The sequence below is a fragment of the Vreelandella neptunia genome (assembly GCF_022489065.1).
GTDB classification, from domain to species: Bacteria; Pseudomonadota; Gammaproteobacteria; order Pseudomonadales; family Halomonadaceae; genus Vreelandella; species Vreelandella neptunia_A.
In genome coordinates this window covers 44,738-66,901 of record NZ_JAKVTW010000018.1, presented here as the reverse complement: position 1 = coordinate 66,901, position 22,164 = coordinate 44,738, and the positions used below count along the sequence as shown (strand labels likewise).

General features: G+C 52.0%; 24 protein-coding genes and 2 tRNA genes. 18 read left to right on the top strand and 8 right to left on the bottom strand.

Annotated features, from left to right (window positions below):
• The first annotated feature begins 62 nt into the window (after positions 1-62).
• The 3 genes from MLE19_RS18855 (at position 63) to dcd (ending at position 2,763) form a co-directional block, all read left to right on the top strand.
• Positions 63-1,235 carry a kinesin gene (locus tag MLE19_RS18855; protein WP_240719658.1) on the top strand — a complete coding sequence of 391 codons (1,173 nt, stop codon included), beginning with the start codon at positions 63-65 and terminating at the stop codon, positions 1,233-1,235.
• A 149-nt stretch (positions 1,236-1,384) separates the two neighbouring features.
• Positions 1,385-2,185: an iron-sulfur cluster carrier protein ApbC gene (gene apbC, locus MLE19_RS18850; RefSeq protein WP_240719657.1), complete on the top strand. Its 801-nt coding sequence runs from the start codon at positions 1,385-1,387 to the stop codon at positions 2,183-2,185.
• An 11-nt stretch (positions 2,186-2,196) separates the two neighbouring features.
• Positions 2,197-2,763: a dCTP deaminase gene (gene dcd, locus MLE19_RS18845; RefSeq protein ID WP_096279703.1), complete on the top strand. Its 567-nt coding sequence runs from the start codon at positions 2,197-2,199 to the stop codon at positions 2,761-2,763.
• 80 nt (positions 2,764-2,843) lie between these two features.
• On the opposite strand, the gene purN is transcribed toward dcd, so the two are convergent.
• Positions 2,844-3,593 (bottom strand): phosphoribosylglycinamide formyltransferase, encoded by a 750-nt coding sequence (purN, locus tag MLE19_RS18840; RefSeq protein ID WP_240719656.1) that lies wholly within the window; start codon positions 3,591-3,593, stop codon positions 2,844-2,846.
• Positions 3,590-4,657 (bottom strand): phosphoribosylformylglycinamidine cyclo-ligase, encoded by a 1,068-nt coding sequence (purM, locus tag MLE19_RS18835; RefSeq protein WP_240719655.1) that lies wholly within the window; start codon positions 4,655-4,657, stop codon positions 3,590-3,592. The genes purN and purM overlap by 4 nt, the downstream gene beginning before the upstream one ends.
• Positions 4,658-4,883: 226 nt before the next feature.
• Here purM and MLE19_RS18830 point away from each other — a divergent pair, with 226 nt between their 5' ends.
• Both MLE19_RS18830 and hda read left to right on the top strand, forming a co-directional pair.
• The gene (locus MLE19_RS18830; RefSeq protein ID WP_240719654.1) at positions 4,884-6,029 is read left to right on the top strand and encodes an AI-2E family transporter; all 1,146 of its coding nucleotides are present in this window, start codon (positions 4,884-4,886) and stop codon (positions 6,027-6,029) included.
• Positions 6,026-6,733: a DnaA regulatory inactivator Hda gene (gene hda, locus MLE19_RS18825; RefSeq protein ID WP_240719653.1), complete on the top strand. Its 708-nt coding sequence runs from the start codon at positions 6,026-6,028 to the stop codon at positions 6,731-6,733. The genes MLE19_RS18830 and hda overlap by 4 nt, the downstream gene beginning before the upstream one ends.
• Positions 6,734-6,850: 117 nt before the next feature.
• On the opposite strand, the gene MLE19_RS18820 is transcribed toward hda, so the two are convergent.
• The gene (locus tag MLE19_RS18820) at positions 6,851-7,225 is read right to left on the bottom strand and encodes a phasin family protein (RefSeq protein WP_240719652.1); all 375 of its coding nucleotides are present in this window, start codon (positions 7,223-7,225) and stop codon (positions 6,851-6,853) included.
• 317 nt (positions 7,226-7,542) lie between these two features.
• Here MLE19_RS18820 and MLE19_RS18815 point away from each other — a divergent pair, with 317 nt between their 5' ends.
• Positions 7,543-8,919: a class II fumarate hydratase gene (locus tag MLE19_RS18815; protein ID WP_240719651.1), complete on the top strand. Its 1,377-nt coding sequence runs from the start codon at positions 7,543-7,545 to the stop codon at positions 8,917-8,919.
• A gap of 37 nt (positions 8,920-8,956) precedes the next feature.
• Here the strand turns inward: MLE19_RS18815 and MLE19_RS18810 are convergent, their stop codons facing one another.
• Positions 8,957-10,027: an endonuclease/exonuclease/phosphatase family protein gene (locus MLE19_RS18810; protein WP_240719650.1), complete on the bottom strand. Its 1,071-nt coding sequence runs from the start codon at positions 10,025-10,027 to the stop codon at positions 8,957-8,959.
• A gap of 208 nt (positions 10,028-10,235) precedes the next feature.
• On the opposite strand from MLE19_RS18810, the gene MLE19_RS18805 reads away from it, so the two are divergent.
• Positions 10,236-10,312 (top strand) — tRNA-Val (locus MLE19_RS18805).
• 23 nt (positions 10,313-10,335) lie between these two features.
• Positions 10,336-10,412: transfer RNA gene (locus tag MLE19_RS18800), tRNA-Val, on the top strand.
• Between the two features lie 56 nt (positions 10,413-10,468).
• Here MLE19_RS18800 and MLE19_RS18795 read toward each other — a convergent pair.
• The 4 genes from MLE19_RS18795 to MLE19_RS18780 all read right to left on the bottom strand — a co-directional run bounded on the left by MLE19_RS18795 (position 10,469) and on the right by MLE19_RS18780 (position 13,639).
• The gene (locus tag MLE19_RS18795; RefSeq protein ID WP_240719649.1) at positions 10,469-10,948 is read right to left on the bottom strand and encodes a GAF domain-containing protein; all 480 of its coding nucleotides are present in this window, start codon (positions 10,946-10,948) and stop codon (positions 10,469-10,471) included.
• Positions 10,949-11,050: 102 nt separating this feature from the next.
• On the bottom strand, positions 11,051-11,842 hold the full coding sequence (locus MLE19_RS18790) for a MetQ/NlpA family ABC transporter substrate-binding protein (RefSeq protein ID WP_240719648.1): 792 nt from the start codon (positions 11,840-11,842) through the stop codon (positions 11,051-11,053).
• 104 nt (positions 11,843-11,946) lie between these two features.
• Entirely contained in the window at positions 11,947-12,600 is a 654-nt protein-coding gene (locus tag MLE19_RS18785; protein WP_276322500.1) for a methionine ABC transporter permease, read from the bottom strand.
• Positions 12,581-13,639 (bottom strand): methionine ABC transporter ATP-binding protein, encoded by a 1,059-nt coding sequence (locus tag MLE19_RS18780; protein ID WP_240719647.1) that lies wholly within the window; start codon positions 13,637-13,639, stop codon positions 12,581-12,583. Before MLE19_RS18780 ends, MLE19_RS18785 begins: the two co-directional genes overlap by 20 nt.
• 555 nt (positions 13,640-14,194) lie before the next feature.
• Between MLE19_RS18780 and MLE19_RS18775 the strand changes: the two genes are divergently transcribed.
• The 10 genes from MLE19_RS18775 to moaE all read left to right on the top strand — a co-directional run bounded on the left by MLE19_RS18775 (position 14,195) and on the right by moaE (position 22,146).
• The gene (locus tag MLE19_RS18775; protein WP_240719646.1) at positions 14,195-14,827 is read left to right on the top strand and encodes a riboflavin synthase subunit alpha; all 633 of its coding nucleotides are present in this window, start codon (positions 14,195-14,197) and stop codon (positions 14,825-14,827) included.
• Positions 14,828-15,070: 243 nt separating this feature from the next.
• Complete coding sequence (locus tag MLE19_RS18770; RefSeq protein WP_240719645.1) at positions 15,071-16,369, top strand: NCS2 family permease; 1,299 nt, start codon at positions 15,071-15,073, stop codon at positions 16,367-16,369.
• 50 nt (positions 16,370-16,419) lie between these two features.
• Positions 16,420-16,965, top strand: a complete 546-nt coding sequence (locus MLE19_RS18765) for an adenine phosphoribosyltransferase (protein WP_240719644.1) — start codon at positions 16,420-16,422, stop codon at positions 16,963-16,965.
• Positions 16,966-16,970: 5 nt separating this feature from the next.
• Positions 16,971-17,450, top strand: a complete 480-nt coding sequence (gene gpt / locus MLE19_RS18760) for a xanthine phosphoribosyltransferase (RefSeq protein ID WP_240719643.1) — start codon at positions 16,971-16,973, stop codon at positions 17,448-17,450.
• A 2-nt stretch (positions 17,451-17,452) separates the two neighbouring features.
• A complete protein-coding gene (gene ung / locus MLE19_RS18755; protein WP_240719642.1) occupies positions 17,453-18,136 on the top strand; it encodes a uracil-DNA glycosylase in 684 nt (227 codons plus the stop codon).
• 94 nt (positions 18,137-18,230) lie between these two features.
• Positions 18,231-18,860: a uracil phosphoribosyltransferase gene (upp, locus tag MLE19_RS18750; RefSeq protein WP_240719641.1), complete on the top strand. Its 630-nt coding sequence runs from the start codon at positions 18,231-18,233 to the stop codon at positions 18,858-18,860.
• 87 nt (positions 18,861-18,947) lie between these two features.
• Entirely contained in the window at positions 18,948-20,180 is a 1,233-nt protein-coding gene (locus MLE19_RS18745) for a uracil-xanthine permease family protein (protein ID WP_240719640.1), read from the top strand.
• A gap of 85 nt (positions 20,181-20,265) precedes the next feature.
• Positions 20,266-20,874, top strand: coding sequence for a molybdopterin-guanine dinucleotide biosynthesis protein B (mobB, locus tag MLE19_RS18740; protein ID WP_240719639.1), 609 nt, complete (start codon positions 20,266-20,268; stop codon positions 20,872-20,874).
• A 4-nt stretch (positions 20,875-20,878) separates the two neighbouring features.
• Complete coding sequence (gene moaC / locus MLE19_RS18735; protein WP_240719638.1) at positions 20,879-21,676, top strand: cyclic pyranopterin monophosphate synthase MoaC; 798 nt, start codon at positions 20,879-20,881, stop codon at positions 21,674-21,676.
• Between the two features lie 2 nt (positions 21,677-21,678).
• Entirely contained in the window at positions 21,679-22,146 is a 468-nt protein-coding gene (moaE, locus tag MLE19_RS18730) for a molybdopterin synthase catalytic subunit MoaE (protein WP_240719637.1), read from the top strand.
• Positions 22,147-22,164: the final 18 nt, after the last annotated feature.

Sequence of the window (22,164 nt, the reverse complement as noted above, 5' to 3'; positions counted from 1 at the left end):
CCTTCGTTCGTGAAGACCGTTAGCTTGGACAAACGTTAGCTAAGACCATAGAGGAACGCATAATGTCAGAAGCAAACCACTCGGATCACCAGCCGCCTGCCAGCAAGCCAGAGCCGACTAAAAAGTCGGATATGAAAACGCTATTTCAAGATAACAGGGTAAAAGCGATTGCCGGTATTGCTGCCATCGCGGTTATCTGGGCAATTATGGCGCAATCTAACGCCGGCTCACGCCAGGATCAGGTCGATAGCTTAGAAGAGCAGCTCGCCAGCGCTGAGCAGGAAAACAGCCAAATGAGCCAACGCATTAGCGAAATTGAGGAAGCTGAAACCAATTTAGCTGCGCTTCAAGAGGAGATGGCATCTCTTGAGGCTCAGCAGCAAGAGGCCAGCTCTTCGCTTGAAAGTGCCCAAAGCAATGTCAGCGATGTGCAGTCGCGATTAGAAGAGCTTGAATCCGAGCGAAATGCGCTGGAAGAAGAAATTGCCTCTCTTAATGAGCAGGTAGAGAGCGCTGAGAGTGAGATGACCGCACTGCGCGAAGAGCGCGACGAGATCACCAGTACGCGCGATGAGGCAGAAAGCACCCTTCAGCAAGTAGAAGAAGCGCGTTCTAGCGCTGAAGAAGCTCGTCAGGAGGCTGAAGCCGCTCGTCAAGAAGCCGAGGAGCAGCGCCAACAAGCGGTTGAAGAGCTAGGAAACACGGAAGAGGAGCTGTCTGGGCTGGAAGAGCAGATTAGCCAGTCAAATGAACAGCTCAGTGGTTTGGAAGAGGAAATCTCAACTGCTCAAAGCGAGCTTGATGAGCTAAAAAGTGAGCGTGACTCCATCACTGGCGAACGCGATGAGCTGCAAAACGAAGTTGATTCGCTAACGGCGCTTCGTGAAGAGGAAGAGCAGAGCTTGAACGACGTGCGCAGCGAGCTCGATGACGTCATGGTCGCTTTGGAGATGGGCCGCGAGGAAGTGTCGAGCGTTGAAAGCGATATTGAAGAGCGTGAGAGCCAGCTGGAACGTTTAGAGGGCCAGTTAAGCGAATGGCGTGATGAGCTGTCTACTCTTGACAGCCGTTTGGCCGATGCGGAAGAGTCCGCTGGTGAAGCAGCTTCCTCTTCACAGGACGGTTCTTCTGAAGACAGCTCTTCAGAAGGCAGCTCGTCTGCAGAGAGTTCATCAGAAGAAAGTGCCAATGATAGCGATGGTGGGAATGAAGAACAGCAGCAAAATGCTGGCTAATCGTTAACAGCGGTAACGCTATAGAGTAGCAATCTGAGAGCGGATGTCGGGAAACCGGCATCCGCTTTCTTGTTGTTGGTTTATGAATGCGGCCCCGAGGAGTATCATTCATACAACGTTAAACGAGCCTAAATGAGGAGAGCCATTGTATGGATGGGGTTAAGCATATTATTGCAGTGGCATCGGGCAAGGGTGGCGTAGGTAAATCCACGGTGACTGTAAATCTGGCGCTAGCATTAGCGGCACAAGGATACCGTGTGGGTGTTCTTGATGCGGATATTTACGGTCCCAGCCAAGCACAGATGCTCGGTGTTAAAGAGGGGGTGCGCCCTCAAGCGGCTGCCAATGATAAATTTCTGCCGCTGGAAGCGCATGGCCTTCAAGCCATGTCGATGGCCTTTATGGTCAATACTCGCGAACCAATGGTGTGGCGTGGTCCCATGGTGGTGGGTGCGTTTCAACAGATGCTGACGCAGACCCAGTGGGATAATCTCGACTTTCTGCTGATCGACATGCCGCCAGGCACAGGCGATATACAGCTGACGCTGGCGCAAAAAGTGCCGGTGGCAGGCGCTGTGATCGTCACAACGCCACAGGATATTGCCCTGCTAGATGCCCGCAAAGGGATTGAGATGTTCCGCAAGGTTAATGTTCCAGTGCTCGGCGTGGTAGAAAACATGAGCCTTTACCACTGTGAAAACTGCGGCCATGAAGCGGCTATTTTTGGTACCGGCGGCGGGGACAATATTGCACAGGAGTACGATACCCAAGTGCTTGGACGCCTGCCGCTAACGCTCTCTATCCGCGAATTGACAGACTCAGGTCGCCCGAGCGTCATATCTGAACCTGAGGGTGCGGTTAGCCAGACCTTTGCTGCTATCGCCCAAAAAGTAGCTGCAGCAGTAAGTGCGAATCAAGGCGACGGCCCCACTATTTCCTTTAGCGAGTGATGACGTAACACATGAGTATCAAATCTGATAATTGGATTCGTCGCATGGCCAAGAGCGACGCGATGATCGAGCCGTTTGAAGCCGAACAGGTGCGCTATGTGAACGACCAGCGCGTTATCTCCTACGGCACTTCAAGTTACGGCTATGATGTGCGCTGTGCTGATGAATTCAAAGTCTTCACCAATATTCATTCGGCGATTGTTGACCCCAAAGCGTTTGATGCAAAAAGCTTCGTCGATATTAAAGGCGACGTGTGCGTTATTCCGCCAAACTCATTTGCACTGGCTCGCACGGTGGAGTACTTCCGTATCCCACGCAATGTGCTGACGATCTGCCTGGGTAAATCCACCTATGCGCGCTGCGGCATCATTGTTAACGTAACGCCGCTGGAGCCTGAGTGGGAAGGCCACGTTACCCTGGAGTTCTCTAACACCACCAATCTACCGGCAAAAATTTATGCCCATGAAGGTGTCGCGCAGATGCTGTTCTTAGAGTCTGATGAAGTGTGCGCCACTTCTTATAAAGACCGGGGCGGTAAATACATGGGACAGCGCGGCGTTACGCTTCCACGGACTTAATCATCACTGGTTGGCTATAAAAAAAGCGCCTTACGGTGAACCCGTAAGGCGCTTTTTTGTGTCTATTTCTCAAGCTAAGCTTATGACTCTTCGTCTAACTCCTCATCAAGTTCTTCAGCCGCATCCGCATGAGAAAGCCGCATTCCATGTTCTGGCAGTAGATGGCCATCCATTTTGGCACCTTCCGGACTGAACTGAAGTCTGCCTTCTAAAAACCACTGTACGGCAATTGGGTAGAGTAGGTGCTCACGAGAGCGCACTTTCTCTTGCAGTGTTTCAGCCGTATCGTCAGCGCTGACCTGAAGCTCCGCTTGGAGCACCACGGGGCCACCATCGAGCTCTTCGGTGACGAAGTGAACGCTACAACCATGGCTTGTGACACCGTCTGCCAGTGCACGAGCGTGAGTATTGAGCCCTTGATAAGCCGGTAGCAGGGAAGGGTGAATGTTAAGCATACGGCCCAGAAAGCGCTGCACGAAGCGGGGAGTCAAAATACGCATGAAACCTGCCAGCACGATCAGGTCCGGCTCATGGCGCTCAATGACCTTGATCAGGGCGCCGTCGTAGGCTTCACGGCTATCATATTCGCGATGGGGTAGTGCCACCGCTTCAATACCTGCTTCATGGGCACGCTTTAAACCGTAAGCATCAGCGATATTGGAAATCACGGCAACAATCTCACCGCCGCCTAATCGGTCATGGGATTGGGCCTCAATTAACGCCTGTAGATTGCTGCCATTGCCTGACACCAGCACTACAATGCGACGCGCGCCTAGCGGTTCTGGGGTCACATCTTTAATGGTATCGCTTTGGTAATCCGTATTGGTCATGCCGAGAGGTTCTCCAAAATAACGGCTTCCTCTTGACGTGCAACGATCTGCCCAAGGCGATACACTGTTTCACCTTCGGCTTCCAGGTGAGCTGCTGCCTGCTCAGCTTGCTGTTGGGAGACGACGACGACCATGCCGATACCGCAGTTGAGCACACGGTGCATTTCGGTTTCATTGACATTGCCTTGAGTCTGAAGCCAATCAAACACGGCAGGCCGCTGCCAGCTAGCAATATCAATATGCGCTGCGAGGTTGTCAGGCAGAACCCGGGGAATGTTTTCAAGCAGCCCACCGCCGGTAATATGCGACAGGGCGTGTACCGCAATATCACTACCGCGCATTAAAGAGAGCAAAGATTTTACGTAAATGCGCGTAGGCGCCATCAGCGCATCACCAAGGGACTGGCCGTCGATATCGGTGTCTAGCGAAGCGTTGCTGACCTCGAGGATTTTACGAATCAGCGAGTAACCGTTGGAGTGGGGGCCTGAAGAGGCCAGCCCCAGGATCACATCGCCTTCAGCCACTTTACTACCATCTAAGATGTCTGCTTTTTCAACAACGCCAACGCAAAAGCCTGCTAAATCGTAGTCGCTGCCTTCGTACATACCCGGCATTTCAGCGGTTTCGCCGCCGACTAGCGCACATCCTGCCAGCTCGCAGCCTGCACCAATACCAGTGACAACATCGGCGGCAATATCCACATCGAGCTTACCCGTGGCATAGTAGTCAAGAAACAGTAGCGGCTCGGCGCCTGCCACGATCAAATCATTGACACACATAGCGACCAAATCAATACCAATCGTGTCGTGTTTGCCAAGATCCATCGCTAGGCGCAGTTTCGTGCCAACGCCATCGGTTCCTGAGACAAGAACGGGTTGCTGATAGCCTGCTGGAATTTCACACAGCGCGCCAAAACCGCCCAGCCCGCCCATTACCTCTGGGCGAGTAGTGCGTTTGGCAACGTGTTTGATGCGGTCAACCAGGGCATTACCGGCATCAATATCGACGCCTGCGTCCTTATAGCTGAGGGAAGGAGTAGCCGAAGAAGAGGAGGTCTCGGTCATGACAGATCCTGTGAAGCAATTAGCGGTGCTGGTAGTGCTGGCGACAAGGCCAGAGCTGGGCTTAACTTTGGCGGATTGTAACACTCAGCGGCCCAGGTCGCACCGCTGTCACACATGTTGAAAACCAGACGAGCAGCTTTTGCTCATATGCGGCATAGTAGTGATAAGAAAAAATAGCGACGATTACTGTGAATAAGTGGATTAAATCCACGTTTGAGAGGGAACTATGCGGAATTCTTGGTGGGGTGTCCTGTTTTTGGTGGTGATAGGCGGTTTAATCTTTTTATTAGACGCCGTGCTGATGCCTTTTATTGCGGGGATGATTCTCGCTTACCTAGCCGATCCGCTTGCAAACCGTTTCCAACGTTGGGGCATGAGTCGGCCATTCGCGGTGAGTAGCGTATTTTTGGTATTGCTCATCGTTTTAGTGGTCAGTTTGCTTATATTAATACCGCTGCTTGTTCAACAGCTTAAACAGCTGGGCGAAGCCATTCCAGGTATCTTTAATTGGGTAGAAAATACACTCGCACCTCAGGTTCAAGAGTGGACGGGTTATGACTTAACCACGGAATTAACCAATGCGCGTGAAACGCTTGTCGAAAACTGGCGTGATGCTGGCGGCTACTTGGCCCAGGCGCTAGGCCAGATTGGCCGTTCCGGCATGGCGTTCGTATCCTGGATCACCTATGTGGCGCTGATTCCCGTTGTGACCTTTTACCTGCTCCTGGATTGGAATCGGCTGCTTGATAATATTGCCAACCTCATTCCGCGCCAGTGGGCAGATGACACTTTCCGCCTGGCCCGTCGCTGCGATGAGGTGCTTTCATCGTTCTTGCGCGGGCAGCTGTTAGTCATGCTGTGTTTAGGGATTATTTACGCGGTGGGTTTGACGTTGATGGGGCTGAATTTTGGTTTGCTCATTGGTTTTGTGTCGGGGCTGGTCAGTATCGTGCCGTTCTTGGGCTTTATCGTCGGCTTAGTCATCGCTCTCGTTGTGGCCCTTTTCCAATTCGCGACCTGGTGGGCAGTCTTGGGGGTCATCCTGGTATTCAGTATCGGTCAAATGGCAGAGAGCGTCGTTCTGCAACCTAAGTTATTAGGCGATAAAATTGGCCTTCACCCGGTTGCGGTAATATTCGCCGTACTGGCAGGGGGTAACCTGTTTGGGTTGACAGGCGTACTATTAGCACTGCCGGTGGCAGCGGTTATTCTGGTGCTACTCAAAGAGGTCAAGGCCCGCTATCAGGAGAGTGAACTGTACGACGAAAAAAACAACGATAGCCATCCGAGCATCATTGAAGTCAGTTCTTCCTATCATGATGAGCCGGAACGAGATGAGTATCGTCGTAAAGATATAGGGGAGTCCCCATGAGCCGAGTACCGGCACAGCTTCCACTGGGAATTGGGCTACGTGACGATGCTACTTTCGATAACTACTACGTGGCGCGAGCTAACGCGCCGCTGGTAGAGCACCTTACCCGGCAGCTAACCCCTGAAGGTGAGCAGTTTCTTTACCTTTGGGGGGCACCGGGTGTCGGCCGTAGTCATCTGCTCCAAGCAGCCTGTCATGCCGCTTCCGATGCTGACAAGCGCGCGCTCTATTTGCCGCTGGGTGATTTAGGCCACTTCCCGCCGTTAATGCTCGAAGACATTGAGCGCCTGGATCTCGTGGCGATTGACGACCTAGAGTGCGTGATTGGCCGTAAACGCTGGGAGGAGGCGCTGTTTCACGCCTTCAACCGGCTGCGTGATGCCGGTAAAAAGTTGGTGATAGCGGCGAGCGCATCTCCGCGTCAGCTAAACGTGGTGCTGCCTGATTTAGCTTCGCGTTTAACGTGGGGGGTGACGTTTCACGTTCACTCGCTGGATGATGACGACGAGCGATTAGCGGCTTTAAAGTTGCGCGCCAGCGTGAGAGGCATGCAGCTGCCAGATGATGTGGGGCGCTATATTTTGCATCGCGGCCCGCGTGAGTTAGGCGAACTGTGTCGCGCTGTGGAAACGCTCGATAAGGCGTCTTTGACCGCCAAGCGCAAGTTAACCATTCCTTTTGTGAAATCTGCACTCAATTGGTGATTTGGTTGTTAAAACAAACGGCTAAGGTTGCTACGAAAACGCCACCGCTGGCAGAGCCTGCGGTGGCGTTTATTGCCGCTATGCTAAGCGCATGCGGTGCACATAAACCTGATTGGTTTAGGCAGTTTTCGTCATTTTGCTAGCCGCAGTTTGCGCCTGCTTGACGTTATCTTCAGTGATTTTCTGGCTTTTCTGAATAAAGTCCTGCTGCAATGACACTACTTTGTCCGCGTCGCCTTTAGCGCGCTCAGCTAAGTCTTTAGCGACTTTTTGCTGGCTTTCCATGTAGCTACGCAGGCCTTCAGCATCTTTTACGTCCATCATCTGACGCATCTGCGCAACGCCTGTATCGAAATAGGCTTTGCTGGCGTCCATCTGAGCATTGACCATTTTTTCAGTGTAATCGATGCTCAAAGCCATGTAGGCACGTGCTGGCGCCATAAACATGTTGTCAAACTGCTGATTCATTTCGTTAGTATTTAATGTACGCATCGTCATACTCTCCATGGTTTAGTCTTGCCAAAAGCAGCTATCCAGAGGTTGGCGCTGCTTATTTATCAAGTGGCTAGCTTTTTAAACTATCTTGCGGTGCAGCATAGCAACTGTGTTTGTGCAGTGCAACAATTTGCTTTTGGCATATTTAAATTGCCCCGCCTGAGAAGGGTTTGAAAACCATGGAGAGGCATCATCGCTTTGGCGTGTTTACCCTTTGGGTGTAACCAGCTAGCTTTAAGCGAGTAGGCGAACGATATAGCAACTACGCCCTCAGAGAAGTAGCACTATACGTCACATTGATTGGAGAACGAGCTATGGCAACACGGATGGAAAGCGACAGCATGGGCGAACTGGAAGTGCCTGCTGATGCCCTATACGGCGCGCAGACCCAGCGGGCAATCAATAACTTCCCTGTTTCCCATACACCTATGCCGACCGCCTTTATACATGCGGTCGCTCGTATAAAGCTAGCGGCAGCCCGGGCTAACCAAACCCTGGGAGGGTTGGATAGCGAACGTGGCGAAGCGATTCAAAAAGCGGCTAGGGAAGTACTGACGGGCAAACATGATCAGCATTTCCCCATCGACGTTTTTCAGACCGGTTCAGGTACTTCCACCAATATGAACGTCAACGAGGTGTTGGCAACCTTGGCAAGCCGTGAAGGCGTTGAGGTAACGCCCAATGATCACGTAAATATGGGGCAATCGAGTAATGATGTAATCCCAACGGCGATTCACCTTTCGGCCGCCATTGCAGTGCACGAATCTCTGCGCCCAGCGCTCGTTCATCTGCGCGACACTATTGACCAGCGTGGACGTGAGCTTAGTCATGTGGTTAAAACTGGCCGGACTCATCTGATGGATGCCATGCCATTGCGTATGGATCAAGAGTTAGGTGGCTGGTCGAGTCAGCTAAATCAAGCGATCGAGCGTTTCGATAGTGCCATGAAGAGGCTGTGTAGATTAGCGCTAGGCGGAACCGCCGTGGGTACCGGCGTGAATGCACCGGTTGGCTTTGCTGAACAGGTGGCCCAGGAGCTTAGCGAGCAAACGGGGTTAATGTTCACGCCTAACGACAGCTTCTTTGCCAGCTTATCGTCCCAAGATGCTGCAGTAGAACTGTCAGGTCAGTTAAAAGGCTTGGCCTGCGTGATTATGAAAATTGCCAATGACCTGCGCTGGATGAATTCAGGTCCTTTGGCTGGGCTCGGGGAAATTGAGCTTGAAGCACTGCAGCCCGGTAGCTCCATAATGCCGGGCAAAGTTAATCCCGTTATTCCAGAGTCAGCCGCGCAGGCAGCCGCACAGGTGATGGGCCTTGATACCGCAATTACGGTTGCTGGACAAAGCGGAAACTTTCAATTGAACGTGATGCTGCCGCTGGTGGCTTCGAACCTGCTTACCTCCATTAGCTTGATGAGCAATACCGCCCGGCTGCTAGCGGATCGAGCAATTGCGACCTTTAAAGTACGCGAAGAGAACGTCAAAGGTCCGTTGGCGAAGAACCCCATCTTGGTAACGGCGCTGAACGGCGTCATTGGTTATAACGCTGCCGCCGCCATTGCTAAAGAGGCGTATCAGGCGGGCAGGGCAATTATTGATGTTGCTGAGGAGAGAACCGATCTTGATCGCGAAACCCTAGAGAGGCTGTTAGATCCGGCCGTGTTAACCCAGGGAGGAATCCCTGAGTAACACGGATCAGTTTGGCTTGATGCAATAGCTGAAGGGCTCAGGTCTCTTGCTCTTCCGTTTTACCTTCCTGAATGGTTTCGTTGGCTTCACTGCGCTCTTCTGAATTTGCTTCGGGCGTTTCGGCTTCGTCTTTACGCGAGGGGCGGTAGCAAAAAGTTGCCAATATAGGGAAGTGATCTGAACCGAAGTACTCAAGTCGCTTCATACCTACAAGAGTGAAGTGTTCGGTGACGAAAATGTGATCCAGGGGCCAGCGCAGCATTGGATATTTTGCATGGAAGGTGCTGAACAGGCCGCGCCCGCGGCGTGGGTCGAGCATACCGCCAATACGGCAGAACAGCCGTGTAGTGCGTGACCATGCAACGTCATTCAGGTCTCCAGCTACTAAAGTAGGCTGGGGGTCTTCATGAATTTTCTTGCCTACCAGTAATAGCTCAGCATCGCGCCAAAGGGATTTCTCACTTTCGCTAGGGGCGGGTGGGCGAGGGTGTAGGGCAAATAAGCGAATAGAGTCCCCGTTGGCTAGCGTTACACGGGTGTGAATAGACGGAATATCATCCTGAATCAGCCATTCAACTGACGTGTTCGTTAACTCAAGGTGCGAGTAAAGGTGCATGCCGTAAAGGTTATCTAACGGGATTTTAACGCTATTGGGCCACTGCTCTGAGAGCGCTGGATCAAGCTGGTCTTCCCACCACTGATCCGACTCAAGGGTCAGGATAATGTCAGGCTGGTGCTTTTTGATCATTTCAATCAGCGGTTGTGCCTGGCGGTTGGGCGTAAGCACGTTAGCGATCAGTAGTGTGATGGTTTTGTCGTCGTCATTACTCTTTGCCGCTTTCACCTGTACAGGCCATAGGCGCGTAAATGGCGAAATATAGTAGGCTTGCACCACGAAGGTAATGCCTGAGCCAAGTAGAGCAACCCACAGCCATGGGCCTGATTCCACGAAAATAGCGGCAAGCAACCAAGTGGCAAATGCAAGGCAAGCGATTTGCAGGCGAGGAAATTCAAAGCTACGTATCCACCACCAGTGGAGCTCGATGCGCGCAATCAGCGTCGCCAATAATAGCGCAATGGCTATGCTTCCTAGCAAAATACCCAGCATGGTTTCCCTCTCTATTAGAAAATGCCTACAGCATAGAAGCGCCTAGACTAGCGTTATAAATATGTAGGTGTCGAGTTGGCGGCATTTTTTGAACGATTTAGTCGCTTGCAACAACGTATCTAGAGCGGGAAATAGCTTGCAATTCAGTGATGAAAGCGTAAAATACGCATCCGTTGCTTGGCAAGTGCCATCTGTTACAGCGCACAATAGGACCATAGCTCAGTTGGTTAGAGCGCCACGTTGACATCGTGGAGGTCGGCGGTTCAAATCCGCCTGGTCCTACCAGCCTTATGCCAATACCTCTTTCTAGGACCATAGCTCAGTTGGTTAGAGCGCCACGTTGACATCGTGGAGGTCGGCGGTTCAAATCCGCCTGGTCCTACCAGCTGTTGTCAAAGACACCCCGGCATTTATTGCTCGGGGTGTTTTTGTATGGGCGTTTTAGCGCTCAATTAAGTCGGGAAGCTCTGTCTGGCGGATAAATGTAGCGACCAGGGCTTCTAGACCTGCTTGGTCTTGTGGTGTGAAGCGGGCCTGGAGAGGGCTGTCCAGGTCGAGTACGCCCCATAGCGTTCCATTGACGACAATGGGGACGACTAGCTCAGAGCGGGAGTTCGCATCACAAGCAATATGGTCAACCACGGCATGCACATCGTCGACTCGCTGGGTGATCTGCTGGCGTGCAGCGGCACCGCATACTCCTTTGCTGAAAGGTATAGGGTGACAGGCTGGTTGCCCCTGAAACGGCCCTAGGCCTAATACATCGGGCTCACGCTGAAGATAAAAGCCGACCCAGTTTAAGTCGCTTAGCTGCTGCTGAATAAAGGCGCAGGTTTGAGCGCTATTGGTGAGCCAGTCACGTGTGTCGAGTAGCGCTTCAAGCTGGCGATTGAGGAGGGGATAATCAACACTTTTGGGCATGAGATGCTCCGTTTCAACTAACGTAACAGGCCGACACTTTTGCACAAGGGCTTACCTATGCGTGCCGGCCTGACGTTACTTATTGATAGCTAAGTCGCGCTATTACTCGATCCAGCCAGGAACCGCCGCGCCTTTGAAGAGCTCTTCTGCTTTTTCGATCACTTCATCGCGCTGATAGGCGTCGACCAATTGACGGATCTCTTCGCGCTCTTCGTCACCACCGCGTACGGCAATCAAGTTGACGTAGGGTGATTCTGGGCCTTCCTTGATCAATGCATCGTCAAGGCTCAAGCCAGCTGGCTGCGCAAACGTGTTGTTGATGAAAGCCATGTCGACATCTGGCAGTACGCGAGGTAGCTGAGCGGCTTCAATTTCACGGAAACGGAAATCGCGTGGATTTTCAGCAATATCAATAGGTGTTGATTCTAGGAATTCAGGATCGTTAAGCGTAATCAAGCCTTCGTTATGCATCAGAATCAGCGCACGACCTTCATTGGAGGGGTCGTTGGGCAGTGCAATTTGTGCGCCGTCTGGCAGGTCATCAATGCTGTCGTACTTTTCTGAATAAGCACCAATCGGGTACACAAACGTGTAGCCGGCAATGGCTAGGTCATAGCCGCGGTCTTCAACCATTGACTGCAAATAGGGTTCATGCTGGTAGGCGTTGGCGTCCAAGCTGCCGTCGGCCAGAGCAGCATTTGGCGTGACGTAATCAGTGAACTCAATGATTTCGACATCCAGGTCATACTCTTCTTTTGCAATCCGTGCCGCCACTTCCATTACTTCGGTTTCAGGACCGGCAACGGTGCCCATTTTGATGCTGCGGGTTTCTGCATTAGCAACGTTAACCGCAAGGGCGAGGGCTGTAAGGCTACCAATTAACAATTTTTGCATAAGGTTTCTCCAGAGACGTTGTACATAATGGTGCAATGATGCGGCAATAAAAAACCGTTGTCTAATGCGATTTGGTTATATTGAATGGATAGGTAATTCGGCGCTTATTTTCGATCACTTTTGCGTACCAGGTAATCACCCAAGCTCTGGAACGCTTGCACCATAATCACAAGAATAACGACAGTAATTATCATAATCGTTGGGTTGAAGCGGTTATAGCCGTAGCGAATGCCTAGGTCACCCAGGCCGCCACCGCCTACGGCACCTGCCATCGCGGAGTAGCTAACCAGCGTAACAGCGGTAATGGTTAACCCCGTCATGATTCCGCCTCGGGCTTCCGGAATCAGCACTTTGCAGATAATTTGCCAGGGCGTCGCCCCCATGGCTTGGGCGGCTTCGATTAAACCGGGGGAGATTTCATTCAGCGCGCCTTCCACTAAGCGTGCCACAAACGGAATAGCCGCAATGGTAAGCGGTACCGACGCGGCGTTGATGCCAATTGAGGTGCCCACCAACATGCGCGTAAAGGGAATGATCGCCACCATCAAAATAATAAAAGGGATCGAGCGACCAATATTAGTCACAATGCTCAACGCCTGGTTGAGCACTGGTTTCGCTAATATTTGGCGTGGGCGTGTAACGTACAGCATCACTCCAAGCGGAAGACCAACGAGGGTGGAAATAAGTCCTGAGACGGCCACCATATAAAGGGTATCCAGCGTGGCCTGTAAAATAAGATCAATCATTGCGCTGGACATGGCCGAGTACCTCTACCTGTAGTTGATGAGATTCAAGATAGGTCATGGCTTGTTGGGTTTGTGTCGGCGTGCCCAACAGTTCAGCGATCATCAGGCCTAGCGTGCGCTCCTGAATTGACTCTACCTTGGCTTGCAGAATGCTGACATCGACCCCGCACTCCCGAGCCAGGCGTGAAATCAACGGTGTTGAGACCGCATCGCCCGAGAATGTTAGGCGCACCACCGGGTGGGTGTTTTCGCTGGGGGCATCAAGAAGTCTTTCAATCAGCTCCTTGGGTGGTGTGAGCTGAAGAAAATCGTTAAGAAACTCACGGCCGAGCTGAGTGCGTGGCGCGGTGAAAAAATCGCCAACTTCAGAGTCTTCTACAAGTTCGCCATCTGAAATAAGACTGACCCGATGGCAAATCGACTTAACCACTTCCATCTCGTGGGTGATCAATAGGATGGTAATACCCAGCTGTTGGTTGATATCGCGCAGCAGCTCCAGTATTGAGCTGGTAGTTTGTGGGTCTAGTGCTGAAGTCGCCTCGTCGCATAGCAATACTTGCGGCTTACTGGCCAGCGCCCGGGCAATGGCCACACGCTGCTTCTGGCCGCCTGAGAGTTGAGCAGGGTACTGATTAGCTTTGTCTGCTAGCCCGACCATTTCCAGTAGCGGGATAACGCGATCGCGGACGGTATGGCGTTTTTGCCCCATGAGCTCAAGTGGTAAGGCAACGTTGTCGAATACCGTCCGCGTGGTTAGCAAATTAAAGTGTTGAAAGATCATGCCGATGCGATGGCGAGCTCGATTAAGCGCCGCGTTGCTAAGGCGGGTCATCTCTTGGCCATCTACCGTGACGCTGCCACTGGTGGGGCGCTCTAACAGATTGACGCAGCGAATCAGCGTCGATTTACCCGCGCCCGAGAGGCCAATAACGCCATGGATGGTGCCTTTAGGGACGGTTAAGTTTGCGTTTTTGAGCGCATGGACAGCATTTGAGCCACTGCCCCGGGTGTTACTAAAATACGTTTTACTGACGTTGCTAAGTTCAATCATAGCGTCTGCCTTACTGGTAGGCCGAAGACGGAGTGCGGGGTGCAAGCTGAGGGCGGGCCAGTGTCGCAGTGGAAATAAAAAAAGCCACCCTAATGGGTGGCCATTAACGCTGGACACACCCTTTTAGCTGCACTTCACTCATCAGTGACCAATACTACGTCAGTGACCAAGTGGACGCCCGCAATCTGGGTACAAATCGGCGTCTTTATATTTGCGGCAAAATTTTAGAGATAGGCAGTTGTTATGTCAATTATAAAGGTCTGATTTTATGGCTTATGTATTTAAGATAGTCTTATTATCTAATGCATAAAGGTATTTTAGGATATAAGCCTGCCTTGTTCGTTTGGAAAGCACCCGTCTGGATAAATATCATGTAAGCCCGATCAACGCTTGAAAAGTAGATGGCATAGAATACCCTGGCCAATAAACCATCACTGCTGCACAAACATGGGCGGCAATACGCACCTTCATCATCTTTATCGGCATCTTTACTGCTCATTTTTTATCACACTGTTTTTATTAGACAGTTTTATCTACTTAGGAGTGACGAACATTATGTTTACCGGCATTGTGCAAGGAGTGGCCAGCGTTGTGGCGGTGCATGAGCTTGATGATTTTCGCGTCCATGTTGTGAAGATGCCTCCGCCCATGCGCGATGGGCTTGAGATTGGCGCCTCTGTTGCACACAACGGCGTCTGCCTCACGGTCACCGCTATCGAAGGTGACAATGTCAGTTTTGATTTGATGCGTGAAACGTTGCGGTTGACCAATCTTGGTGCAATAGAGCCGGGGCAGTGCGTCAATATAGAGCGCGCGGCGCGCTTTGGCGACGAAATTGGCGGGCACTCCATGTCGGGTCACATTATTTCGATGGCAGAGGTAGTGGCTATCGAAGAGGCGCCAAACAATCGTCGGCTATGGTTCTTATTGCCAGAAAGGCTGGGGCGCTTTGTGTTTGAAAAAGGCTATATCGGGGTGGACGGTATTAGCCTGACTATTGGTGATGTGCGCTATACGGAGAGTGGGGGCGTGGAGTTCAGCGTCAATTTAATTCCTGAGACCCTTTCACGCACCATTTTGCGAGAACGGGCGCCTGGGGATCAGGTCAACATCGAAATTGATCCGCAGACTCAGGTAATCGTTGAAACCGTTGAGCGTGTTCTTTCTCAGAAAGGCCAGTTTCAATAAAGCAGCGTTTAATAAGGAGGCTACCCAGCGTCCATAATTAGCTTCATTGACTATTGGGTTGACCGATCGGTTAAATTGTGGCCTAAAGATTGCTTGGCATTAGGCGGCGGGGCTCATCCCCGCTTACATTGGTCGCTATGCTGAGGCGCTCGCATCACGGTGAGCGTTTCGGTAGTATGTGCGGCTTTTCTCAGCACCAGAACGCATACTCGTGCGGCGTTAGCGCTAAGGACAACAAAATTCATGAAACTTCTGGATAACTATTTCAAGCTCAGCGAGCACAAAACCAACGTGAAAACAGAAGTTATCGCCGGGATTACAACGTTCCTGACGATGGCCTACATTATTTTCGTCAATCCGAGCATCTTGTCTGAAGCCGGGATGGACTACGGTGCAGTCTTTGTTGCGACTTGTTTGGCTGCGGCAATTGGCTGTTTCGTGATGGGGCTATGGGCCAACTATCCCATTGCTCAGGCGCCTGGCATGGGATTGAATGCCTTCTTTACCTATGGCGTTGTGCTGGGCATGGGATATACCTGGGAAGCTGCCTTGGGTGCGGTATTCTTCTCTGGTTTAACATTCTTCTTATTAAGCATTTTTAAAATTCGGGAATGGATCATTAATTCTATTCCTATGACATTACGCCTGGGCATCGCCGCCGGTATCGGGCTTTTCCTGGCGATGATTGCACTTAAAAATGCGGGCATTGTCGTTGCTAATCCCGCGACCTACGTTTCGCTGGGTGATCTCTCACAGCCGCCGGCGATTTACGCGCTGTTAGGTTTCTTTGTGATTACCGCGCTCTCCTACTTACGCGTCACCGGTGCGGTGATGATCGGTATTTTAGGTGTTACCGTGATCGCGATGGTGCTTGGCCACAATGAGTACGGTGGTTTGATGTCTATGCCGCCGTCGATTGCCCCCACCTTTATGGCTATGGATTTAATGGGCGCGCTGGATGTAGCGATGCTCAGTGTCATTTTTGCTTTCCTGTTTGTGGATCTGTTTGATACTTCTGGCACGCTGGTGGGCGTTGCCCATCGAGGCAAATTGCTGGATAAAGATGGCAAGCTGCCGCGTTTGGGTCGAGCCATGATGGCTGATAGCACCGCGTCAATGGCGGGTGCGGCGTTGGGTACTTCCACAACAACTAGCTATATTGAATCAACGGCTGGCATCGCATCCGGTGGCCGCACCGGCTTAACCGCGGTAGTCGTTGGCGGTATGTTCCTTATCAGCCTATTCTTCGCGCCGCTGGCGGGCTCAATCCCCGCTTACGCAACGGCGGGAGCGTTACTGTATGTGGCGGTATTGATGGCGGGCAGTCTGGCTCACGCTAATTGGGAAGATCCGACCGATGCGGCGCCGGTACTTATTGCTGCGCTGGCAATGCCCCTGACGTTCTCGATTGCCGAAGGCATAGCGCTAGGCTTTATTAGCTATGTGGCCATCAAAACGCTATCAGGTCGGTTTGCCGATCTTAATCCGGCGGTCGTTATTCTGGCGCTGCTGTTTGCGGCAAGATATCTATTCTTAGTCTGATCGGCTTGGCTCCTTTCAACACTTAATTTTTTTACTCAATGAGAGACGCGATGAGCATCTACGGCGACTACATTAAGTCCGTTATTCGCACGGTTCCCGACTGGCCTGAAAAGGGCGTGAATTTTCGCGATATCACTCCTTTGCTGCAAAATAGCGCTGCCTTTCGCAAGCTGATCGATAGCTTTGTACACCGCTATCAGGAAATGAACATGGATGCCATCGCGGCCATTGATGCGCGCGGTTTCATTATTGGCGCACCGCTCGCTTATGAGTTGGGGTGTAGCTTTGTACCGGTGAGAAAGAAGGGCAAACTGCCCTTCAAGACTATTAGCGAAACCTATAAGTTAGAGTACGGCCATTCGGAGGTTGAACTTCACTCCGACGCTTTCCAGAAAGATGACCGTATCCTGCTGATGGATGATTTGATCGCTACTGGTGGCACGATGCTAGCCGCCGCTAACCTCATTCAGCGTAGCGGTGGGCACGTAGTAGAGACGGCCACCATTATTGATCTACCTGAGCTGGGTGGTTCACAGAAAATTCGCGATGCGGGTTATAGCGTATTCGCAGTTTGTTCATTTAACGAAGACGAGTAACTCCCATGAGCAGCGACCGCTATCACCAACACTTCACTGTCTCCTGGGATCAGCTTCACCGTGATGTGCGTACGCTTTGTCATCAGATGATAGAGCGTGACTTTAAGGGCATCGTGGCGATTACCCGTGGTGGCTTAATTCCCGCTGCGCTGATTGCCCGAGAGCTGAATATCCGCCTTATCGATACGGTGTGTATTAAAAGCTACGACCATATGGATCAGGGTGGCCTGGATATTATGAAGGGTGTTGACCACGACGGCGATGGTTGGCTGCTGGTTGATGACTTGGTAGACACGGGTAAAACGGCCCGTGCGGTACGCAAAATGTTGCCCAAGGCCCACTTTGTGGCTATTTATGCTAAGCCGGACGGCCGCCCGTTGGTGGATCAATACCTGACGGAAGTGGCGCAGCAGTGCTGGATACAGTTTCCTTGGGATATGGGCGTTGCTTACGTTGAACCGCTTGTCGATCAAATCAAGAGGTAATGATGGCCAACCCACTTCCCGAAGATTGGAGTCAGTGGCTGGGTAATGAGTTTGAGGCCAATTATATGCTGACGCTAAAGTCGTTTTTAGCACAGCAGAAAGCGGCTAAAAAGATCATTTATCCGCACTCTTCACAATGGTTTCGTGCCTTTGAGCTGACACCGCTTAGCGAAGTGAAGGTGGTCATTTTAGGACAAGATCCTTACCACGGGCCAAATCAGGCCCACGGCCTATGCTTTTCCGTACAGGCGGGTGTTCCGGTGCCGCCATCGCTGGTCAACATCTATAAAGAGCTGGCTAGCGATGTCGGTTTTACACCTGTGCGTCATGGCCATCTTGAAGCGTGGGCTAAGCAAGGCGTGCTATTGCTCAACACATCACTGACCGTAGAGCAGGGTAATGCGGCTTCTCATCGCGGTAAGGGGTGGGAGCCGTTTACCGATCGTGCGATTGAAACCGTCAGCCAGCATGCTCCACCATGTGTGTTTCTGTTATGGGGAAGTCATGCGCGCCAAAAGAAGGCGTTAATCGATCAGGGGCGTCACTTAATACTCGAAGCCCCGCACCCTTCGCCGCTCTCTGCGCACCGGGGCTTTTTTGGTACTCGGCATTTTTCCCAAGCAAATCAATTCTTGCAAGCCCAAGGGCGAGCGCCGATCGAGTGGCAATTGCCGCAAACCCCTTAACCTCTTAGCTGGTTACGGGTAGAATGTGCACAATTTTGCGCCTAGTGATAGGCGCCAGGTTGCCATCCTGAATCCCCTGCTGTGAGGAAGTCCCATGAGTGTTTACGCCATTAACCATCCGCTTGTTCAACATAAGCTGGGACTGATGCGCGAAGTTGATCTGAGCACCAAGAGCTTTCGTGAGCTGGCAGGTGAAGTAGCCAAGCTACTGACCTATGAAGCAACGAAAGGTCTGGAGCTGGAAGATCATGAAATCCAGGGATGGAACGGCGAGCCAATCGCGACGCGGCGGTTGAAGGGGAAAAAGGTCACCGTTGTGCCGATTCTGCGTGCGGGCTTGGGTATGCTGGACGGCGTGACAGATTTGATCCCCAGCGCACGAGTCAGTGTTGTCGGTTTGTACCGAGATGAAGAGACCCTGCAGCCGGTGCCTTATTTCGCCAAATTTGCCAATGATATCGAAGAGCGCATGGCGATCGTCATTGATCCAATGCTCGCCACCGGTGGTTCGATGGTCGCCACGTTGGACATGCTGCGTGAACGCGGCTGCGAGCATATGAAAGTCATCGTGCTGGTGGCGGCGCCTGAGGGAATAAAGCGGGTTCAGGAAGCTTATCCCGATGTCGAAATATACACGGCATCGGTCGATGATCGACTCGATGAAAATGGCTATATCGTCCCCGGATTAGGTGACGCTGGCGATAAGATTTTCGGTACACGCTAAGTCTCCTTCATCATATTGCCCCTTACGCTTTGCGTTAGGGGCATTTTTTTGCACAGCTAGTTTCTAATAATTACTAGGGATTCTCCAATGCATGAAGCTACCAGCCAAGCTGAGTCGTGGCCAAAAGTACTTTTAACCGGCGCACAGATGTTATTTGTCGCTTTTGGTGCCTTGGTATTAGTGCCGCTGTTAACCGGGCTTGATCCTAGTGTTGCGCTATTTACTGCTGGGGCTGGCACACTGATATTTCATGCCGTGACTGGCCAGAGTGTGCCGGTTTTTTTAGCTTCATCGTTTGCTTTTATAGCGCCTATTCAAGGCTCTGTGGCCAGCTTTGGCATACCGGCCACGATGGGTGGGTTGATGGCGGCGGGGCTTGTATATGTCGCTATCTCCCAAGCTGTTCGGTTAAAAGGGACTGAGTGGTTGCACCGTTTACTGCCCGCCGTGGTAGTGGGCCCGGTGATTATGGTGATTGGCCTGGCGCTGGCGCCGGTGGCCGTGAGTATGGCCACTGGTGAAACCAGCGACAACATCGGCTATGGCGTAGCGATTTTCTTGTCCATGACCAGCCTACTGGTAACGTTACTGCTTGCGGTGTTTGGTCGGGGCCTGCTGCGCCTAGTGCCCATTATTGGCGGCATTGTGACGGGCTATTTATTAGCACTGTTCTTGGGGGTCGTGGACTTTACGCCGGTTCGTGAGGCCGCATGGTTATCGGTGCCCAGTTTTACGGCACCCAGTTTTCACTGGGCCGCTATTCTTTTTATGATCCCAGTCGCTATTGCCCCGGCAGTAGAGCACATTGGTGATATGGTCGCGATTGGCTCAGTAACCCGCAAAAACTACCTGGAGAAACCCGGCCTGCATCGCACCCTGTTAGGCGATGGGTTGGCGACCAGTGTGGCTGCACTTTTTGGTGGCCCGCCGAATACGACTTACTCAGAAGTGACCGGTGCGGTTACGCTGACGCGGGCGTTTAACCCCAAGTACATGATCGTTGCTGCGATTCTCGCCATTGTGCTGGCCTTTGTGTCAAAGCTTGGCGCGCTGCTGCAAACCATTCCTGGCCCGGTCATGGGCGGTATTATGACGCTGCTATTTGGTTCTATTGCGGTGGTTGGCATGAACACCTTGGTGCGGGCAGGGCAGTCCTTAACGGCGCCACGTAATTTAGTCGTGGTCTCGCTGATTTTGGTATTCGGGATTGGTGGCATGCAGTTTGGCGGTGGTCAATTTACGCTGCAGGGCGTTAGCTTAGCGGCCTTGGTGGGCATTGCGTTGAACTGGTTGTTACCTCGTGAGCAAGAGGGCGAGTAAGCTAATCGTCCATTAACGCCGCGTGCATAGTATAAATGGCGTTGCCTATAACAGTGCGTTTAGTGGTCATCAGGAGTTTCGGCGCATGGAAAACGAACTAACGGCATCCTTTCCCATTTTAGGAATTGCTGCCTGGAGCGGCACTGGAAAAACGACGCTGTTAGAGAAGTTGCTGCCACGGTTAGCTGACTATGGCTTGAAAGTAGCCGTGATCAAACACGCACACCACTCGTTTGATGTCGACCAGCCGGGTAAAGATAGCTATAAACTTCGTAGTGCGGGTGCTGTGCCTGTGTTGGTGGCCTCCCGTCAGCGGTTTGCGCTGATGCAGGAGACGCCCGGCCAGGACGAGCCCGATTTAGCCGAATTGATTGCCATGATGGTTCCGCACCATCCCGATTTAGTAATTGTGGAAGGCTTTAAAGCCTGGCCGATTCCTAAGTTAGTGCTATACCGCGATGGCATTGGTGATGAGGCTATTTTAACCGGCCCATGGGTGGAGGCTGCAGCGCTTAGCGCGCCTCCGGCTGTCGATTTAGCCGCTTCAGTGACCCAGTTAAATCTAGACGATAGCCACGCAATAGCGCGCTGGATAGTGAGTTGGGTAAGCATGAAAAATGACGCCATGTTTTCAAATGCTTCGTTTTCAAATGCTTCGCTTCCAAATGCTTCGGATTCAAAAAAGGAACGGTGACAACATGCAGCTAACCCACCTTAACACCCGTGGCGAAGCCAATATGGTAGATGTCGGCGATAAACAAGAGACCCGCCGAGAAGCCATCGCTTCGGGGCGCATCATGATGAAGCCTGAAACGCTGAAATTGCTAAGCGACGGTGAATTGCCGAAGGGAGATGTGTTGGCTACCGCCCGCATTGCCGGTATTCAGGCTGCTAAACGTACTCATGAACTAATCCCTCTGTGTCACTCCTTGGCACTATCCAAAGTGTCGGTTGAGTTCGATATTGATGTGGCTGAATCATGCGTCCATGTGACCTCAATGTGTCGCTTAAATGGTCGCACTGGGGTTGAAATGGAAGCGCTAACCGCCGTCTCGGTAGCCTGTCTGACACTTTACGATATGTGTAAAGCCGTCGATAAAGATATGCGGATCGACGCCATTCAGCTGGATAGTAAGCAGGGCGGCCAGCGCGGCGATTATCAGCGTCTAAATTCCCAAGTGCCGATAGTGACGGGGGATGGCGTGCCGGGAGAAGTAAGTTTGGGCGAACGTTGCGCGTCTCCCTGCGTGCGGGTCAAATTTTTAGCTGAGCTGCGTGAGCGCTTAGGGGAAAGCGAGGCGGTAGTCAGTCTGGATCAGCTTGCGAGCCGCGATATTAGTGGCTTAAAGACTGCCTTGGCCGAGCGCGACAGTCGCTTTAAGCTACTCACCGACCAGCGTACGCTGTGTGCAATTAATCAAGTGATGGCTAATGATGATGCTTTAGTGACCGATGAAGACGAAGTGGCATTTTTCCCGCCGGTTACTGGGGGGTGAGGATGGATATTGAGCTGGATATTAAAGTAGCGATTCAAGCAGCGCCTTTCTCTATGGACTACGGATATGGTGATGCGTTAGCAGGGCGCAGTGATATTGGCGCGGTGGTTAGCTTTACCGGGTTGGTGCGTGATTTTAATGAAACGCCAGACGTTACCGGGTTAACGTTGGAGCACTATCCGGGTATGACCGAACGCACTTTGACCGAGATTGGTGAGCAGGCTTGGCAGCGTTGGTCGCTACAGGCAGTCCGGATCATTCACCGCGTTGGTTACCTGGCGCCAGGCGATCCAATTGTGCGCGTGCTAGTGGCCAGCGCTCATCGCCGCGAAGCCTTTGAGGCATGCGATTTCATTATGGATTATCTTAAAACTCAGGCGCCATTCTGGAAGAAGGAGCACTCGACCCGTGGCGAGTACTGGGTAAAAGAGCGTCACTCCGATCAACAAGATGCCGCGCGGTGGCGTTAGCGCTGATCGAGTCTAAGC

Coding starts and splice junctions, on each gene's coding strand:
- MLE19_RS18855 (WP_240719658.1), top strand. CDS start 63: ATGTCAGAAGCAAACCACTCGGATCACCAGCCGCCTGCCAGCAAGCCA.
- apbC (WP_240719657.1), top strand. CDS start 1,385: ATGGATGGGGTTAAGCATATTATTGCAGTGGCATCGGGCAAGGGTGGC.
- dcd (WP_096279703.1), top strand. CDS start 2,197: ATGAGTATCAAATCTGATAATTGGATTCGTCGCATGGCCAAGAGCGAC.
- purN (WP_240719656.1), bottom strand. CDS start 3,593: ATGACCAATACGGATTACCAAAGCGATACCATTAAAGATGTGACCCCA.
- purM (WP_240719655.1), bottom strand. CDS start 4,657: ATGACCGAGACCTCCTCTTCTTCGGCTACTCCTTCCCTCAGCTATAAG.
- MLE19_RS18830 (WP_240719654.1), top strand. CDS start 4,884: ATGCGGAATTCTTGGTGGGGTGTCCTGTTTTTGGTGGTGATAGGCGGT.
- hda (WP_240719653.1), top strand. CDS start 6,026: ATGAGCCGAGTACCGGCACAGCTTCCACTGGGAATTGGGCTACGTGAC.
- MLE19_RS18820 (WP_240719652.1), bottom strand. CDS start 7,225: ATGCGTACATTAAATACTAACGAAATGAATCAGCAGTTTGACAACATG.
- MLE19_RS18815 (WP_240719651.1), top strand. CDS start 7,543: ATGGCAACACGGATGGAAAGCGACAGCATGGGCGAACTGGAAGTGCCT.
- MLE19_RS18810 (WP_240719650.1), bottom strand. CDS start 10,027: ATGCTGGGTATTTTGCTAGGAAGCATAGCCATTGCGCTATTATTGGCG.
- MLE19_RS18795 (WP_240719649.1), bottom strand. CDS start 10,948: ATGCCCAAAAGTGTTGATTATCCCCTCCTCAATCGCCAGCTTGAAGCG.
- MLE19_RS18790 (WP_240719648.1), bottom strand. CDS start 11,842: ATGCAAAAATTGTTAATTGGTAGCCTTACAGCCCTCGCCCTTGCGGTT.
- MLE19_RS18785 (WP_276322500.1), bottom strand. CDS start 12,600: ATGTCCAGCGCAATGATTGATCTTATTTTACAGGCCACGCTGGATACC.
- MLE19_RS18780 (WP_240719647.1), bottom strand. CDS start 13,639: ATGATTGAACTTAGCAACGTCAGTAAAACGTATTTTAGTAACACCCGG.
- MLE19_RS18775 (WP_240719646.1), top strand. CDS start 14,195: ATGTTTACCGGCATTGTGCAAGGAGTGGCCAGCGTTGTGGCGGTGCAT.
- MLE19_RS18770 (WP_240719645.1), top strand. CDS start 15,071: ATGAAACTTCTGGATAACTATTTCAAGCTCAGCGAGCACAAAACCAAC.
- MLE19_RS18765 (WP_240719644.1), top strand. CDS start 16,420: ATGAGCATCTACGGCGACTACATTAAGTCCGTTATTCGCACGGTTCCC.
- gpt (WP_240719643.1), top strand. CDS start 16,971: ATGAGCAGCGACCGCTATCACCAACACTTCACTGTCTCCTGGGATCAG.
- ung (WP_240719642.1), top strand. CDS start 17,453: ATGGCCAACCCACTTCCCGAAGATTGGAGTCAGTGGCTGGGTAATGAG.
- upp (WP_240719641.1), top strand. CDS start 18,231: ATGAGTGTTTACGCCATTAACCATCCGCTTGTTCAACATAAGCTGGGA.
- MLE19_RS18745 (WP_240719640.1), top strand. CDS start 18,948: ATGCATGAAGCTACCAGCCAAGCTGAGTCGTGGCCAAAAGTACTTTTA.
- mobB (WP_240719639.1), top strand. CDS start 20,266: ATGGAAAACGAACTAACGGCATCCTTTCCCATTTTAGGAATTGCTGCC.
- moaC (WP_240719638.1), top strand. CDS start 20,879: ATGCAGCTAACCCACCTTAACACCCGTGGCGAAGCCAATATGGTAGAT.
- moaE (WP_240719637.1), top strand. CDS start 21,679: ATGGATATTGAGCTGGATATTAAAGTAGCGATTCAAGCAGCGCCTTTC.